The organism is Brevibacterium sanguinis (assembly GCF_003315415.1).
Lineage (GTDB): Bacteria > Actinomycetota > Actinomycetes > Actinomycetales > Brevibacteriaceae > Brevibacterium > Brevibacterium celere_A.
This window is the reverse complement of record NZ_QNSB01000001.1, coordinates 423,928-439,314: the sequence shown is the minus strand read 5'-3', so window position 1 is coordinate 439,314 and position 15,387 is coordinate 423,928. Positions and strand designations below refer to the sequence as shown.

14 protein-coding genes are annotated in these 15,387 nt (G+C 68.5%); 3 read left to right on the top strand and 11 right to left on the bottom strand.

From position 1 onward, the window contains the following. Window positions 1–140 precede the first annotated feature (140 nt). Together DFO65_RS02010 and dxr are read right to left on the bottom strand one after the other, a co-directional pair. A complete protein-coding gene (locus tag DFO65_RS02010) occupies window positions 141–1,649 on the bottom strand; it encodes a M50 family metallopeptidase (protein WP_113902726.1) in 1,509 nt (502 codons plus the stop codon). After that, entirely contained in the window at window positions 1,649–2,875 is a 1,227-nt protein-coding gene (dxr, locus tag DFO65_RS02005; RefSeq protein ID WP_113902725.1) for a 1-deoxy-D-xylulose-5-phosphate reductoisomerase, read from the bottom strand. Before dxr ends, DFO65_RS02010 begins: the two co-directional genes overlap by 1 nt. Before the next feature lie 97 nt (window positions 2,876–2,972). Between dxr and DFO65_RS02000 the strand changes: the two genes are divergently transcribed. Beyond that, window positions 2,973–4,172, top strand: coding sequence for an acyl-CoA dehydrogenase family protein (locus DFO65_RS02000; RefSeq protein ID WP_113902724.1), 1,200 nt, complete (start codon window positions 2,973–2,975; stop codon window positions 4,170–4,172). A gap of 96 nt (window positions 4,173–4,268) precedes the next feature. Here DFO65_RS02000 and DFO65_RS01995 read toward each other — a convergent pair whose 3' ends face one another. The 8 genes from DFO65_RS01995 to rpsB all read right to left on the bottom strand — a co-directional run bounded on the left by DFO65_RS01995 (window position 4,269) and on the right by rpsB (window position 11,743). Beyond that, entirely contained in the window at window positions 4,269–5,111 is an 843-nt protein-coding gene (locus tag DFO65_RS01995; RefSeq protein WP_113902723.1) for a hypothetical protein, read from the bottom strand. Then, window positions 5,104–5,664 (bottom strand): DivIVA domain-containing protein, encoded by a 561-nt coding sequence (locus DFO65_RS01990; RefSeq protein WP_113902722.1) that lies wholly within the window; start codon window positions 5,662–5,664, stop codon window positions 5,104–5,106. The genes DFO65_RS01995 and DFO65_RS01990 overlap by 8 nt, the downstream gene beginning before the upstream one ends. A gap of 123 nt (window positions 5,665–5,787) precedes the next feature. Then, on the bottom strand, window positions 5,788–6,999 hold the full coding sequence (gene rlmN, locus DFO65_RS01985) for a 23S rRNA (adenine(2503)-C(2))-methyltransferase RlmN (protein WP_113902721.1): 1,212 nt from the start codon (window positions 6,997–6,999) through the stop codon (window positions 5,788–5,790). A gap of 133 nt (window positions 7,000–7,132) precedes the next feature. Then, complete coding sequence (locus tag DFO65_RS01980; protein ID WP_245940418.1) at window positions 7,133–8,260, bottom strand: phosphatidate cytidylyltransferase; 1,128 nt, start codon at window positions 8,258–8,260, stop codon at window positions 7,133–7,135. Beyond that, a complete protein-coding gene (frr, locus tag DFO65_RS01975) occupies window positions 8,260–8,817 on the bottom strand; it encodes a ribosome recycling factor (protein ID WP_113902720.1) in 558 nt (185 codons plus the stop codon). The genes DFO65_RS01980 and frr overlap by 1 nt, the downstream gene beginning before the upstream one ends. Window positions 8,818–9,064: 247 nt before the next feature. After that, window positions 9,065–9,817: a UMP kinase gene (gene pyrH, locus DFO65_RS01970; protein ID WP_113902719.1), complete on the bottom strand. Its 753-nt coding sequence runs from the start codon at window positions 9,815–9,817 to the stop codon at window positions 9,065–9,067. Window positions 9,818–9,985: 168 nt separating this feature from the next. Continuing rightward, window positions 9,986–10,813, bottom strand: a complete 828-nt coding sequence (gene tsf, locus DFO65_RS01965) for a translation elongation factor Ts (protein WP_113902718.1) — start codon at window positions 10,811–10,813, stop codon at window positions 9,986–9,988. A 33-nt stretch (window positions 10,814–10,846) separates the two neighbouring features. Beyond that, window positions 10,847–11,743, bottom strand: a complete 897-nt coding sequence (gene rpsB / locus DFO65_RS01960) for a 30S ribosomal protein S2 (protein ID WP_113902717.1) — start codon at window positions 11,741–11,743, stop codon at window positions 10,847–10,849. A gap of 738 nt (window positions 11,744–12,481) precedes the next feature. On the opposite strand from rpsB, the gene DFO65_RS01955 reads away from it, so the two are divergent. Continuing rightward, the gene (locus DFO65_RS01955; protein ID WP_245940417.1) at window positions 12,482–13,495 is read left to right on the top strand and encodes a D-alanyl-D-alanine carboxypeptidase family protein; all 1,014 of its coding nucleotides are present in this window, start codon (window positions 12,482–12,484) and stop codon (window positions 13,493–13,495) included. Window positions 13,496–13,522: 27 nt separating this feature from the next. Beyond that, window positions 13,523–14,191 carry an NAD(P)H-binding protein gene (locus DFO65_RS01950; protein ID WP_113902716.1) on the top strand — a complete coding sequence of 223 codons (669 nt, stop codon included), beginning with the start codon at window positions 13,523–13,525 and terminating at the stop codon, window positions 14,189–14,191. Window positions 14,192–14,258: 67 nt separating this feature from the next. Here DFO65_RS01950 and DFO65_RS01945 read toward each other — a convergent pair whose 3' ends face one another. After that, the gene (locus tag DFO65_RS01945) at window positions 14,259–15,332 is read right to left on the bottom strand and encodes a tyrosine recombinase XerC (RefSeq protein ID WP_113902715.1); all 1,074 of its coding nucleotides are present in this window, start codon (window positions 15,330–15,332) and stop codon (window positions 14,259–14,261) included. Between the last annotated feature and the right edge of the window lie 55 nt (window positions 15,333–15,387).

Sequence of the window (15,387 nt, the reverse complement as noted above, 5' to 3'; positions counted from 1 at the left end):
CACAACCCTGGGCGGACCTGACCGCCGACGGTGCGATGCCTCACGCTCGGCGGACGGTCGCCGGGGGTCGACGGGACTGCGCGTGGCGCCCTCTTCCGACGCCCGTGCTCTGCCCGGATGCCCCGCCCCGGGCGCGCCGGTCACCCGGCGGAGCGGAAGATCGCGTCGAGGGTGATCGGCTTGACGAGGTCGACGTAGACGAGGAGCGCCGTCATGCACAGCATCAGACCGATGACGACGTAGGTCAGCGGAAGGAGCTTGGCCGTGTCGAACGGACCGACCGATCCGCGGCCGCGCAGCCGGTTGATCCGTCTCCTGGCCCCCTCGTAGAGGGCGACGGCGATGTGGCCGCCGTCGAGCGGCAGCAGCGGGATCATGTTGAATGCGAAGAGGAAGATGTTGAGCGAACCGAGCATGCCGAGCCCCAGCTGGGTCTTGTCGACGATCTCGAGCTGGTCCGTCGACACGATCTCGCCGGCCACTCGACCGACGCCGACCATGCCGACGAGGCCCTCGGCGTCGCGCTCCTTCGCCCCGGTGGCCACCTCGGCGATGTCGACGAGCTTGACCGGCAGGGTGATGATCGCGTGGAAGACTCCGCTCACCTGCTCCCAGACGGCGCCCGGGAACTCGTCGAGGGGCAGTGGCTGCCGTTCCTGGACGGGTCCGATGCCGAGGAAGCCCTCGGTCACGGTCTGGGGCGTGCCGTCGGGGTTCGTCAGCGGCCTGCCGCGCTCGTCGGAGCGCTGCCGTTCGTGGGCGATGATCGGCACGCTGGCGGTCTCGCTGCGACCGTCGCGGATGTACTCCACCTCGACCCGCTTGCCGGCCTGCTCCTTGATCACGGTCGACAGCTCGTCCCAGTCCTCGGTCGTCACTCCGGCTACGGCGGTGATCCGGTCGCCGGGCTCGATCCCCGCCTCCCAGGCCGGGGTGAGTTCGTCGCCCGGCTGACAGGTGCTGCGCTCATCGGCGGGTCGGGTCTGGGCCTCGCTCGCGTCGACGGCGCATTCGACGACCGTGGCGACCGTCGTCGTCGGGGTCATCACTCCGATGCCGAGGAGCGAGATCGCCATGATGAGGATCCCGAGGACGAGATTGACGAACGGCCCCGAGAACATGACGACGAGACGCTTGGGCACGCTCAGCGCGTAGAAGGTCCGGTGCTCCTCACCGGGGGCGATCTCCTGGTTCGAGTAGTCGCGGGCGTCGGCCATCGTCGCCTCGAACAGGCGGGCCCGTTTCGCCCGGCGCCGCCGCGGCTCGGCCGTGGGAGGCGTCCCGTCCCCCGCGCCGAGGCGGACTGCGTCCTCCCCCGGGACAGGTGTGCCCTCGCCAAGGTGGGGCGGGCCCTCGCCCGCGACGGGCGTGCTCGACGGCTCGTCGCCGACGCGACGTGAGGTCGCCTCGATCGGCGGGTACATGCCGGGCATGGCGATGAACCCGCCCAAGGGCAGCGCTTTGATCCCGTACTCGGTCTCACCTCGGCGGAAGGAGAACAGGGTCGGGCCGAAGCCGACCATGTAATGGGTGACCTTGACGCCGAACCTCTTCGCCGGTGTCAGGTGGCCGAGCTCGTGGAGGGCGATCGAGATCGAGATCCCGATGAGGAACAGGATGATCCCGACGATGTAGAGGAGGGTGACCATCAGGTCCTGCCGACGGGCTCAGTCCGTGCGGTCAGCCGGTCGCGGGTGAACTCCCGTGCCCAGGCGTCGGCGGCCAGCACGGTCTCCACCGTGTGCTCGTCGGCGGGCTCATGCTCTCGCATCGCCTGGTCGATGCCCTCGTCGATCGCGGTGAAGGGAATGCGGCCGCCGACGAACGCGTCGACGAGCACCTCGTTGGCGGCGTTGAACACGGCCGGGTAGCTCGCGCCTCGGCGACCGGCGTCGACGGCGAGGGTGAGCGCCGGGAAGGCGATGTGGTTGACGGGTTCGAACGACCAGTGCATCGGCTGCATCCAATTGCTGCCCTCTGCCCCCGACCGCAGCCGGCGGGTCTCCCCGTTCTCGCCGGTTCCCAGGGCGTAGGCGATGGGCAGGCGCATGTCCGGCGGGGAGATCTGGGCGATGGTCGACCCGTCGATGAACTCGACCATCGAGTGGATCTGGCTCTGCGGGTGGACGACGACCTCGATCCGGTCGAAGTCGATGCCGAAGAGCAGGTGCGCCTCGATGACCTCGAGGCCCTTGTTGACCAGGGTGGCCGAGTTGATGGTGATGACATCGCCCATCGTCCACGTCGGATGCTTGAACGCCTGGGCCGGGGTGACCATGCGCAGGGCGTCGCGGGTCATGCCGCGGAACGGCCCCCCGGAGGCGGTGATGATGAGCTTGTGGACCTCGTCGGCGGTGCCCGAGCGCAGCGCCTGCGCGATCGCCGAGTGCTCGCTGTCGACGGGGATGAGGCGGGCGCCCGTCCGGGCTGCCGCGTCGAGGACGATCGAGCCGCCGATGATCAGCGATTCCTTGTTCGCCAGCGCCACATCCGTGCCCGCCTCGAGCGCGGCCAGGGTGGCGCCGAGACCGGCCGCCCCGGTGACCGCGTTGAGGACGAGATCCGCGGCGGCGCCGGCGACCGCCTCGGCGGAATCGGGTCCGAGGTGGATCTCGCGCACCGGGCTGCGCGTTCCGCGTGCGGCGGCCAGCTCATCGAGACGACGACGGATCTGGTCCTCTCCCCCGGCGGGAGGGCTGGTCAGTCCGATGACGGGAACGGAGAAGTCGAGGGCCTGGCTGAGCAGCAGGTCGATCTGTGAGCCCGCGGCCAGCCCGACGACCTCGAAATCCGTGGCGTTGTGCTCCAGCACGTCGAGGGCCTGAGTGCCGACCGAGCCGGTCGAGCCGACTACAATGATTCTACGTTTGCTCACGCCTACCGATGATGCCAAAGTTCTCTGGGAAATGCCTCGGTCAGCGGCCGGATCCGAGCGTGAGCGCAGACACCATTCAACGCCGAAAGAGGTTTCTATGAGTGCAACGCTGAGCCCCGACGACATCCTCGGGCTGGACTCGGTCTTCGACAAGGAGGACCTCGAGTTCGCGTCGATCGTGCGGAAGTGGCTCGATGAGAACGTCCGTGAGGACATCGGGGACCACTACCTCGCCGGGACGATCCCGGCCAGGGAGCTCGCGGAGGGTCTGGGTGAGCTCGGCCTGCTCGGCATGCACCTCGACGGCTACGGCTGCGGCGGGTCGACGGCGACCCAGTACGGCCTGGCCTGCCGCGAGCTCGAGGCCATCGACTCCGGGCTGCGCTCGCTCGTGTCCGTCCAGGGGTCGCTCGCGATGTTCGCCATCCACCACTTCGGTTCCGAGGCGCAGAAGGAGGAATGGCTGCCGCGCATGGCCTCCGGCAAGGCGATCGGCTGCTTCGGACTCACCGAACCCGATGTCGGCTCCGATCCCTCGGGGATGACAACCACCGCCCGCCGCGACGGCAGCGACTGGATCCTCAACGGTGCGAAGATGTGGATCACGAACTCACCGGTCTCCGATGTCATGGTCGTGTGGGCGAAGACCGAGGAGCACGACGACAAGGGCCGGCCGGTCATCCGCGGGTTCGTCGTCCCCAGCGACGCCGAGGGCGTGCAGACCCCGGAGGTCCGGCGCAAGATCTCCCTGCGCGCCTCGATCACCGGCGAGATCGTCCTCGACGACGTCCGGCTGCCCGAGGACGCGATGCTGCCGAAGGCGAAGGGGCTCAAGGGTCCGCTCAGCTGCCTGTCGGAGGCCCGGTTCGGGATCGTCTTCGGCGTCACCGGTGCCGCACGCGATGCTCTGCTCTCGGCGCTCGAGTACACGGGCACCCGGATCCAGTTCCAGCGTCCGATCTCGTCGTTCCAGATCACTCAGCAGAAGCTGGCCAAGGCGTTCGGCCAGTACTCGCAGATCACGCTGCTCGCGGCGCATCTGGGCAGGCTCAAGGACTCCCCTGCCGGCGTGCGTCCCGAGCAGATCAGCCTGGGCAAGATGGTCAATGTCGACACCGCGATGAACGTCTGCCGCGACCTGCGGGCGCTGTTCGGCGGGTCGGGGATCACCAGCGAGTACCCGCCGCTGCGGCACGCGGTCAACCTCGAGACGGTGCTCACCTATGAGGGCACCCATGAGGTCCACCAGCTCACCCTCGGCCGGGCGCTGACAGGCATCAACGCGTTCGCGAACTGAGCGTCCGGTTCCCCACGTCGTCCGTCGGTGGGGCGAGGCGGCGACGCCACGCCCCACCGACGGACGCCGGTCCCGGTCGATCGGTGGGGACCTCGGTCAGTCAGTGAGGATCTCGCGGCGCAGCCAGTCGAGACTCGAGCGGGCGTCGACGGCTCCGGAGTCGTCGAGGATGACCGGCGTCTCCGGCGAGAGGGGTCTGACCTGGGCGGATTCGACCCGGGAGTCGCGCATCGCCTGATCGAGGTTCGCCGTCTCCCCCGCGATGGTGATCCCGACGCCTTCGAAGCGCGACCGCACGACCTTCACCGAGGCGCGTCCCGGGTCGACCGGTGCCGCGTCGATCGGGTGGATGAGCACGATGGGACCCGCCTCGAGGGGTTCGGCGTCGATCAGTCCCGCTTCGGACACGACTTCCGCGGCGGCGGGGCCGGCCGGCGTGGTGACGACGGCATCGGTGCCGGTGCCGCGAGTGTGCGGCGAGCGCACGTCGACGAGCAGTCCGACCCGGACGGCGGCGAGGACGCTCAGCGCCCGCGCGATGGGCGACACGCCCTCGTCGATGAGCAGCCGGGCGTCGCCGGTGGCGTGCTCCTCGGCCGGGTCCTGCGTGCGAACTGAATCCTCGGAGCTCGGGCCGTCGTCACTGGTGTCGTCCGCGGCGTCGGCGGCGATGCCGAGGGCGCGCAGGACCCCGCCGAGCTTCGCGCTGCGGTCGAGCGCCTCGGCGCGGGTGATCTCCACCGGTGTCGACAGCGCCCTGACGAGGCGCGGGTCGGAGACCTCGCGGCCGTCGAGCACGGGCTTCTCGGGGGCGGGTCCGGTGATGACGACGGCATCGGCGTCTCCCGTCGCCACCGGATGGTCGAGGATCTCGAACACCGGATTGAAGGTTCCGGGCGAGGTCTCCGTGGGCTTGGAGAAGTAGTGGAGGTCAGTCAACGGAGGCCATCACTTCCACGACACGGTCGATGAAGGCGTCGACCTGGTCCTCGTCGTAGGCCTTGTTCCCCTTGGCGGTCTTGAACAGGACCCGGCGGACCTGGTCGACGCTCATCGCCACGCCCTGGGTGAAGTAGGCGTTGACCTTGTCGCACATCTCGTCGACCTGGGCGATGTCGTAGCCGATGACTCCCGGTGCGGGATTGTCGAAGCGCTGACCGTGCTCGCGCACGAGGCGCTTGCGCAGGGAGGCGGCGACGCGGGTGAGCTCCTGGACCCACGCGTCCTGACCGGACTGCGCGATGAGCCGGTCACGGGCCTGCTTCGCGAACGCGTCCTCGAGCCGGTCGAGGGCGGCGTCGACGACGGCGACGTGGTAGCCCTTGCGGACGAGGTCGAAGCCGACCGTCCTCACGGCGCGGGAGTCGAGGTCACCGGGCTGCGGGGTGTCCCTCTCGAAGGATTCGCGTGCGCGCTTGAAGAAGCTGTCGACCTGCTTCGGGTCGTAGCCGTTCTTCCACCCGGACATTCGCGGGAAAGTGGTGTCCGCCATTATTCCTCCAAGAGCGAATCGCCGTCAGTGTCGTTTCCACCATGATAATCAGGGGGCCCGGGATTTGTGCGCACCGCGGGCGGCGCAGGAGCGCCCCGCGCGTCCCGGCCGCCGCCGGTGGTCTCAGTCCGCCGCGGCGAGCTGGCCGCAGGCGCCGTCGATGTCCGAGCCGCGGGTGTCGCGGATGGTCGTCGGGATGCCGGCGTCGACGAGACGGCGCACGAACTCGTTCGCGACCTCCGGCTCCGACGCCGTCCACACCGACCCGGGGGTGGGGTTGAGCGGGATCGGGTTGACGTGCACCCAGCCGCGGCCGCGGGCGTTGAGCTTCTTCGCGAGCAGATCGGCGCGCCAGGCATGGTCGTTCATGTCCTTGATGAGCGCGTACTCGATGCTCACGCGGCGGCCGGTCACCGTGTAGTAGTTGTAGGCGGCGTCGATCGCCTCGTCCGCCTTCCATCGGGTGTTGACCGGGATCATCTCATCGCGCAGCTCGTCGTCGGGCGCGTGGAGGCTGAGCGCGAAGGTGACCGGGATGTCCTCGGCGGCGAGCTTGTTGATGCCGGGGACGAGGCCGACCGTGGAGACGGTGATGCGGCGGGCGGACATGCCCAGTCCCGAGGGCGCCGGCTCGACGAAGCGGCGGACCGCGTTCATCACCCGCTTGTAGTTGGCCAGTGGTTCGCCCATGCCCATGAAGACGATGTTGCTCACGCGTTCGGGACCGCTCGCCGAGGTGCTCGACCAGGCGCCCTCGGGTGCTTCGCCCTGCTCTTCGTCGGCTTCGGCGCCGAGCGCCACCTCGTCGCTGATCGCCGAGCCGGCCGGCGCCAGCTCGCCGGCCGCGATGACCTGGTTGGCGCGGATGACCTGCTCGACGATCTCGGCCGTCGACATGTTGCGGGTCAGTCCCTGCTGCCCGGTGGCGCAGAACGGGCAGTTCATCCCGCAGCCGCACTGGCTGGAGACGCAGAGGGTGACGCGGTTGCGGTAGCGCATGAGCACGGATTCGACGAGCGCTCCGTCGAACAGGCGCCAGAGGAACTTGATCGTGTCGCCGTTCTCGGTCGTCAGCCGGCGCACCTCGGTGAGCAGGTGCGGGAAGAAGCGCTCGCCCAGGGGTTCGCGCAGGTCCTTCGGCAGGTCCGTCATCGACTCGACGTCGGTCTGGTAGTGCGTGAAGTAGTGGGTCGAGAGCTGCTTCGCGCGGAACGCGGGCAGGCCCATCTCCCTGACCGCGGTGATGCGTTCGTCCATCGACATGTCCGCCAGGTGCTGCTGCGGCTGACTGACCCGCGGCGACTTGAAGTTGAGGAGCGGACGGCCGTCACGCATCGGGGTCGTCGAGGTCGTCCCGTCCGCATGTTCGACGACGGGTCTGACTTGCCTGCTGCCTGCTGGTGAACTCACCCGTCCATTGTCTCACGAAGGCGGCGTCGACGCTCTGTGCGCGAGGCCACCTCGGCGTCTAGAGGTATCCGGGCAGCACCGAGAAGAGGACGAGTGCCACGGGGGCGGTGGGCAGGATCGAATCGAGGCGGTCCATGACCCCTCCGTGGCCGGGAAGCAGAGTGCCCATGTCCTTGAGGTCGAGGTCGCGCTTGATCATCGACTCGCTGAAGTCGCCGAGGGTGGCGAAGGCGGGGATGATCACGCCGATGACGAATCCGGTCCAGAACGGGGCGCCGAAGACGGTGAGCGCGAGGATCACCGCGACGGCGGTGGTGAAGACGACCGAGCCGAGGTAGCCCTCCCATGACTTCTTCGGCGAGATGCTCGGCGCGATGGGGTGCTTGCCCCAGACGACGCCGAAGATGTAGCCGCCGGTGTCGGAGGCGACGACGCTGGCGAGGAACAGGATGACGTAGAGGTTGCCGTCGGGCTCGGTGAGGAGGAAGACGACGAAGCAGGCCATGAGGCCGACATAGGTGAGCGCGAACAGGGACAGGGAGACGTCCTTGACCGCGTTCTTGCGACGTTCGACCATCGTGAACAGCATGACCGCACCCGCCCCGGCGACGAAGGTCACCCACAGGGCCTCGCGTCCGCCGAAGTAGGTCGCCACGACCATGCATGCGGCTGCGACGACGGTGGGCACGCGGGAGACGAGCGAACCGGACCGGGACAGCGCGTTGCCCAGCTCCCACATGGCCGCGACGATCGCGACGAGGATGATGAAGAGGAACGAGGTCGGGAAGATGATGAGCGAGGCGAGCACCGCTCCACCGAGGAGGAGGCCGATGCCGATCGCCGCGGGCAGGTTGCGCCCGGCCTTGCCGTAGTCCTTCTGCGGCGCCTCCGCCTCGGCGTCCTCCGCGGTCTCGGGCACGGGGCCCGAGTTCGGGTCGTCGGGGACGTACTCCTTCCCCGAGGCGCGCAGGTCGCGGCGTCGGGGGTAGACCACGTCGGTCGGTCCCGAGGTCGGGGCGTCGGCGGATCCGGGGGTGTCGGAGGCCCGGTGGTCGTCCTCGGGATCCCGGCCGACGTGCCGGAGGCCGGGCTGCTGCGGCCCGGCCTCCGGCAACGACGACCCGTCCGGCTCCCCAGCGGGAGCCGGACCGGAAGAGGGACTGTCGGGCCCGGTCAACGCGATCATCAGACCTCGAGCAGCTCGGCTTCCTTCTTGGCGAGCAGTCTGTCGATGCTCTCCACCTTGCTCTTCGTCAGTTCGTCGAGCTCGGCGATGGCGCGAGTGACCTCGTCCTCGCCGGCCTCGCCGTCCTTCTTGATGCGCTCGAGGGTGTCCTTCGAGTGCCGGCGGATGTTGCGGATGGAGACCTTGCCGTCCTCGGCCTTGCTCTTGACGATCTTCACGTACTCCTTGCGCCTCTCCTCGGTGAGTTCCGGGAGCACGACGCGGATGACGTTTCCGTCGTTGGCGGGGTTCGCACCGATGTCCGAGTTGCGCAGGGCGGTCTCGATGTCGCCGAGGGCTCCGCGGTCATAGGGAGTGACGAGGATCGTCCGGGCCTCAGGGGTCTGGAACGAGGCCAGCTGCTGCAGAGGAGTCGGGGCGCCGTAGTACTCGATCTCGATGTTCGCGAACAGCGCGGGATTGGCCCGGCCGGTGCGGATCGACCCGAAGTCCTCCTGGGTGAACTCCACGGCCTTGTCCATCTTCTCCCTGGCCTCGGCCAGCGTTTCTTCAATCACGACTCACTCTTTCCGTCGATGGGAACTTTGGATTCATTCTATGGGTCTTGGGTCACATTTGCCGCACTGCACGCACCGCGGGACCCTCCCGGGCAGGCATGACTGCCTCGGGACATGGTCCGGGCTGTCGTGTCGCGGCGGACTCGTCCGGCGGCGCCGACAGCGGGGCGGCGCGGATGGCGGAGGACGTGGGACGAGGTGCCCACGGCCCGGAGCTTCGGTGGAATCGGGCCGCCTCGGGGCCGGCCTACTTGACGACGGTGCCGATCTTCTCGCCGGCGATGGCCTTGCGCAGGTTCCCCTCGCCCTCCATGCCGAAGACGTGCATCGGCAGCTTGTTGTCCATGCACAGGGAGAACGCGGTCGCGTCGACGACCTTGAGGCCGGAGATCAGGGCCTCCTCGTAGGTGATCTCGTTGATCTTCTTCGCCTCCGGATCGATCTTGGGATCCGCGGTGTAGACGCCGTCGACGCCGTTCTTGGCGATGAGCACCTCGTCGGCATGGATCTCGAGGGCACGCTGGGCGGCGACGGTGTCGGTGGAGAAGTAGGGCAGCCCGGCACCGGCGCCGAAGATGACGACCCGGTTCTTCTCCATGTGGCGCATGGCCCGCCGGGGGATGTAGGACTCGGCGACCTGGGACATGGGGATCGCGGTCTGGACGCGCGTGTCGACGCCCAGCTGCTCGAGGAAGTCCTGCAGCGCCAGGCAGTTCATCACCGTGCCGAGCATGCCCATGTAGTCGGCGCGGGTGCGATCCATGCCCCGCTGCGAGAGCTCGGCTCCACGGAAGAAGTTGCCGCCTCCGACGACGATGCTGACCTCAACCTCGTCGACGGTGGGAGCGACTTCTCTGGCCACGGCCGCGACGACATCGGGATCCACGCCGATCTTCCCGCCTCCGAACACCTCGCCGGACAGCTTGAGGAGCACACGGCGACGGTGGTTGCGCACCGGTCTGCTGGCGTGGGACGATTCGTGAACCGGGCTTGTTGTCATTGAGTCCTTCTTCCGTGCGGGCACGATGGTCGTTGACAGTTTAGCGAAAACGGGGCCGGACCCCATGGTCCGACCCCGTCAGGCGCTTATGAGATCACTCTCAGGCTCTTTCCGGACCTCCGCCGATGCCCACGCATGGTGAGCATCGGCGGAGGAATCGGTCGTGGTTCAGGCTCCGACGCGGAAGCGCAGGAAGCCGGTCGCCTTGACTCCGGCAGCTTCGAGGACCTTGCCCACGGACTGCTTGGGATCCTTGGCGAATCCCTGGTCGAGCAGGCAGTTCTCCTTGAAGAAGCCGTTGACGCGGCCCTCGATGATCTTCGGCAGAGCCTTCTCGGGCTTGCCTTCGTTCTTCGCAGTGTCCTCGGCGATGCGACGCTCGTTCTCGACGAGGTCGGCGGGGACATCGTCACGCGAGAAGTACTTCGGGCTCATCGCGGCGATGTGCACGGCCACGTCGTGGGCGACGGCGGAGTCGTCACCCTCGTAGGCGAGCAGGACGCCGACCTGCGGCGGCAGGTCCTTGTTCGTGCGGTGCAGGTACGACTCGACCTTGCCACCCTCGATGCGTCCGACCCGGCGCAGGGCGACCTTCTCGCCCAGGGCGGCGCCGCTCTCGGTGACGAACTGGGAGACGGGCTTGCCGTCGACCTCGGACTCGAGGAGAGCCTCGGCGGAATCGGCCTTGTTGGCCACTGCCAGGTTGAGGACCTCATCGGCGAGGGCGATGAAGCGGTCGGACTTGGCGACGAAGTCGGTCTCGGAGTTGAGCTCGATCATCGTTCCGACTCCACCGTCGACGTGGGTGGCCACGAGGCCGTCGGTGGTGGAGCGTCCCTCACGCTTGGTGGCGCCCTTGAGACCCTTGACGCGGAGGATCTCGACGGCCTTCGCCTGGTCGCCGTCGGCCTCGTCGAGGGCCTTCTTGACGTCCATCATTCCGGCGCCGGTCTTCTCGCGCAATGCCTTGATGTCAGCGGCAGTGTAGTTTGCCATGCTTTCTCCTATTGGTGGTGGAGTTGAAGGAAATCAGGACTGTGCGGACTCGGTGGAGTCGGCACCGGCCGCTGCGGGCTCCTGCGTCGCCTCGTCGGCGGGCGCTGCCTCGGCAGCCTCTGCCGCTTCGCCCGCGGGGCCCTCTTCACCGGCGGGTGCGCTGCCCTCGAGCAGTTCACGCTCCCACTCGGGCATCGGCTCGACGGCGGAGACGTTCTTCTCGCCGCCCTCGTCCGAGGAGTGGCGGGCGATGAGGCCCTCGGCCACGGCGTCGGCGATCACGCGGGTGAGCAGGGACACCGAACGGATGGCGTCGTCGTTGCCCGGGATCGGGTAGGTGACGTCATCGGGATCGCAGTTGGTGTCGAGGATCGCGATGACCGGGATGCCCAGCTTCTTCGCCTCGTCGACGGCGAGGTGCTCCTTCTTGGTGTCGACGATCCACACGGCCGACGGGGTCCGCTGCATGTCGCGGATGCCGCCGAGGGTCTTCTCCAGCTTGTCCTTCTCGCGACGGAGGATGAGGAGTTCCTTCTTCGTGTGCGACGAGCCTGCGACGTCGTCGAAGTCGATCTCCTCGAGCTCCTTGAGGCGAGCCAGACGCAGCGAGATGGTCTGGAAGTTGGTGAGCATGCCGCCGAGCCAACGCTGGTTGACGAAGGGCTGGCCGACGCGCTTGGCCTGCTCGGCGATCGATTCCTGAGCCTGCTTCTTGGTGCCGACGAAGAGGATCGAGCCCCCGTGGGACACGGTCTCCTTGACGAACTCGTACGCGGTGTCGATGTAGCCCAGCGACTTCTGCAGGTCGATGATGTAGATGCCGTTGCGCTCGGTGAAGATGAAGCGCTTCATCTTCGGGTTCCAACGGCGGGTCTGGTGTCCGAAGTGGACGCCGCTGTCGAGCAGCTGGCGGATGGTGACGACGGCCATGCCGACGCTCCTTTCTCTTGCGCCTGGACGGCGCACTGAGTCACAGTGAATCGACAGCGTTCGCACGCGGCCGACGACGGTGACGGTTTCGGTTGATTCCTGGCATCCGGTCCGCGCACCCCACAGGCCGTCAGCAACGGACCGCCTGCACCTCGGGGTGGAGAAGAGTTCGGATACGCGTAGTCAGAAGACACGCTTCTGCTGAGCCCAGTGTATCCCTCCCGACCAATTGTTTTCCAATCGCCGCAGGTCCCCCAGCCCCTCGGTCGTGCCGCAGGTGTCGAGTCCCTCGGGCGGAGTCGCACACCGTCGCTTCCTGCGGCCGATCCCGGGGTCCCCGGCCGTCGGGTCCAGGCCTCCGCCCGTCGGATTGGGGTCCCCGGCCCGTCGGGTCGACGTTCGTGGGGTCGTGCTCCGCTGTCCCAGGGGATGACTCGTGCGCGCAGCACTGTGGATGCTCCGACCGGGGTCGGGGGCGGCCTCGCTCCACCGATGGCCGGCCGGCCCTGGCCCCGTGGAGAATCCCGAGGAATCGGGATCTCCTCCCCTCTCCCCTTCCCTCGTGTCGGCAGGTCCGGCGGTCGAGTCTCGGCTCAATGCCGCGTCGGCGACTCGGGTGCTTCGCCCTGTGGATCGCCGGGCGACTCGTCCTCGGATCGCCTGTGGACGCTGAACCTCGTTCCACAGGGCTATTCCGGAGCCGTGACGTCGAGCCGCCCCGTGGACTTCGATGGGTCCATGCAGCCCATCGACTCCCCCGTGCGAGCCCATCGTCATCGCTTCCGCGCCGCGGCCTTCGCCGCGTTGCTGCTGCTCTTCGCGACGATCGTCGCCGGGGCGGTCCTCCCGGTCCCGGGGGATCGTGCCGTCGCCGCGCCGAGGGACGAGCCGGCGTGGGTCTCGCTGGTCCCCGCGATGGAGATCGTCGAGGCCTTCGACCCGCCCGCGGAGACCTGGCTCGCCGGCCACCGTGGCATCGATGTCCTCGCCGTGGTCGGCGAGCCCCTGCGGGCTCCGACGGCGGGGACACTGCGCTTCCGCGGGGCGGTGGCCGGAGCGGCGACGGTGAGCATCGAGACGGAATCGGGGTTCGTCGTCTCGTTCCAGCCCGCGACCTCGACTCTGGACAAGGGCGAGAGGTTCGCCGCCGGCGAGACGATCGGAGAGGTCGCCGCCGGTGCCCATTGCAGCGACTCGTGCCTCCACATCGGGGTGTGGCCGACCGACAGCGACCGCCGGTACGTCGACCCCGCCCGGTTCTTCGGTCAGGAGAGCTCTCTGCTGCTGCCGCTGGCGCGCAAGCCCTCGGACGAGCCCGCCGAGGGCTCCTCGAGTTCGGGAGCCGGCGCCTGGGGCGGGCACCGGAACGGGCGGATCCCCGCTTCGGCGATGTGTCCCCTGAAGACGGCGCCCGGCCACATGCTCCGCTGCGACGCGCAGGAGGCGTTCGATCGTCTCTCCCATGCCTACGAGACCCGCTTCGGCACGCCGATCTCGGTCACGGACTCCTATCGGGACTACGACACGCAGGTCATCCTCAAACGGCGCAAGGGACGGATGGCCGCCACCCCGGGCCGGTCCAACCATGGCTGGGCCCTGGCCGTCGATCTCGGCGGCGGCATCAACTCCTTCGGCACCGCCGAGCATCGGTGGATGCGCGAGAACGGCCCGACATTCGGGTGGATCCATCCGGGCTGGGCCCGGCAGAACGGATCCCTCCCAGAGGCTTGGCACTGGGAGTTCAGGAAATGAGGACACTCGTGCGATAGAACTGTGACCATGCATATCGCCATTGTCGGAGGGCACGGACAGATCGCCCTCAAAGCCACCGAACTGCTCCTCACGGCCGGCCACGAGGTGACGTCGATCATCCGTCGACCCGAACAGGTCGAGGAGATCGAAGCTCTGGGCGCGCAGGCCCGTGTCTGCGATGTCGAGACCGCCGATGCCGCCGAGCTCGCCGCGGCGATCGCGGGAGCCGATGCGCTCGTGTTCGCTGCGGGCGCGGGCCCGGGGTCGACGATCGAGGCGAAGCGCGGCATCGATCTGGGCGGCTCGCTCAAGTCGATCGACGCCTGCCTCGAGATCGGGATCCGCAGGTTCGTCCAGATCTCCTTCATCGGCGTCACCGACCCTGTCCCCGAGGGCACGGACCCGGTCTTCGCCGCCTACTGGGAGGCCAAGAGGGAGGCCGATGAGGCGCTCATCTCCTCGGGTCTCGCCTACACGATCGTCAAGCCCGGTCGGCTGACGGACGAACCGGCGACGGGAACCGGAGAGGTCGGAGTCGGCTCATCCCGCGGTGTCACGACGGCCCGGGCCACCGTGGCGGAGTTCATCCGGATGGTTCTCGAGGAGCCCCGGACCGCTGGGCTCTCGCTCGACATCTCCGACGGGGACACTCCCCTGCGGCAGGCCCTGGAAGGGTTCCTCCAGACCGAGGACTGAACGGCCGGTGCTGAGGTCCGGGTCCTGTGTCCGAGGGTCGTCCCTGGGTCGGTCCCGGGCTGCGCAGCTATGCCCGGGGGTGCGCCTGCCGGTACGTGTCGTGGAGTCGCTGCATCGACACATGGGTGTAGATCTGCGTGCTGCTCATGGTGGAGTGGCCCAGCAGCTCCTGGATCTGGCGCAGATCGGCTCCTCGATCGAGCATGTGGGTCGCTGCCGAATGCCTGAGCCCGTGCGGACCGATGTCCGGTGAGTCCGGATGGGCCGCTCCGTATCGGTGGACGAGCTCTCGCACCTGACGAGCGCCGATCCGCCCTCCTCGCAGGCCGAGGAACAGTGCGTCGGCACTGCGCTCGTTCTCCAGCAGCGAGCGCATGCCGAGCCATCTCTCGAGGGCCCGGCGAGCCGGTTCCCCGAACGGCACCCTTCGCTCCTTGTTCCCCTTGCCGAGCACCGTGATCATCGACCTCGCGTGATCGACGTCTCGGCGGTCCAGTCCGCACAGTTCGGAGACGCGCACCGCCGTGGCGTAGAGCAGTTCGAGGATCGCCGCGTCCCTGGCCGATCTCGCGAGTTCGATCGGGTCGGCCGGGTGGGTCGGGTCAGGATCCTGCGAGCCGGATCTGTCCACGGCGGAGGCGTCGGGAGTGCCGTCGTCGGTCGTGGCGAGCTCGGAGGCTCCGCGGTCGGATGCCCGGGATGAGCTCCCCTGGTCGCCGCGAGGCTCGGGGGCGGGCTTCTCGGTCGTGGGCACGGCCGCGATGAGATCGGCGGCCTGCTGGGGTTTGAGCACGGTGGGCAGCCGGGATTCCCGCTTCGGGGTGCGCAGCCGGGCCGCAGGGTTCGCCGAGAGCCCCCGGCTGCTCACGCAGTAGGCGAAGAACGACTTCACAGCGGCGATCTTCCGTGCCACCGTCGACGTCGCCGCACCCGCGTCGTCGAGGGCGATGAGCCATGAGCGCAGGAGGGTGAGGTCGATGTCCTCAAGCCGCAGGTCCGCGGGCCGTGGTCCTCCGGCGTGCCCGAGGAAGTCCCTGACATCGGAGAGGTACGCCTTCGCCGTGTGCGGTGAGACGGCGCGGGAGCGCAGGTGTCCCGTGTATCCGGCCAGCGCCTCGGCGATGCTCTGCGATTCCGTCACCCCTCCAGGGTACGCCGACGAGCGGCAGGGACCCACGCGGCCTGGAGACCCTGAC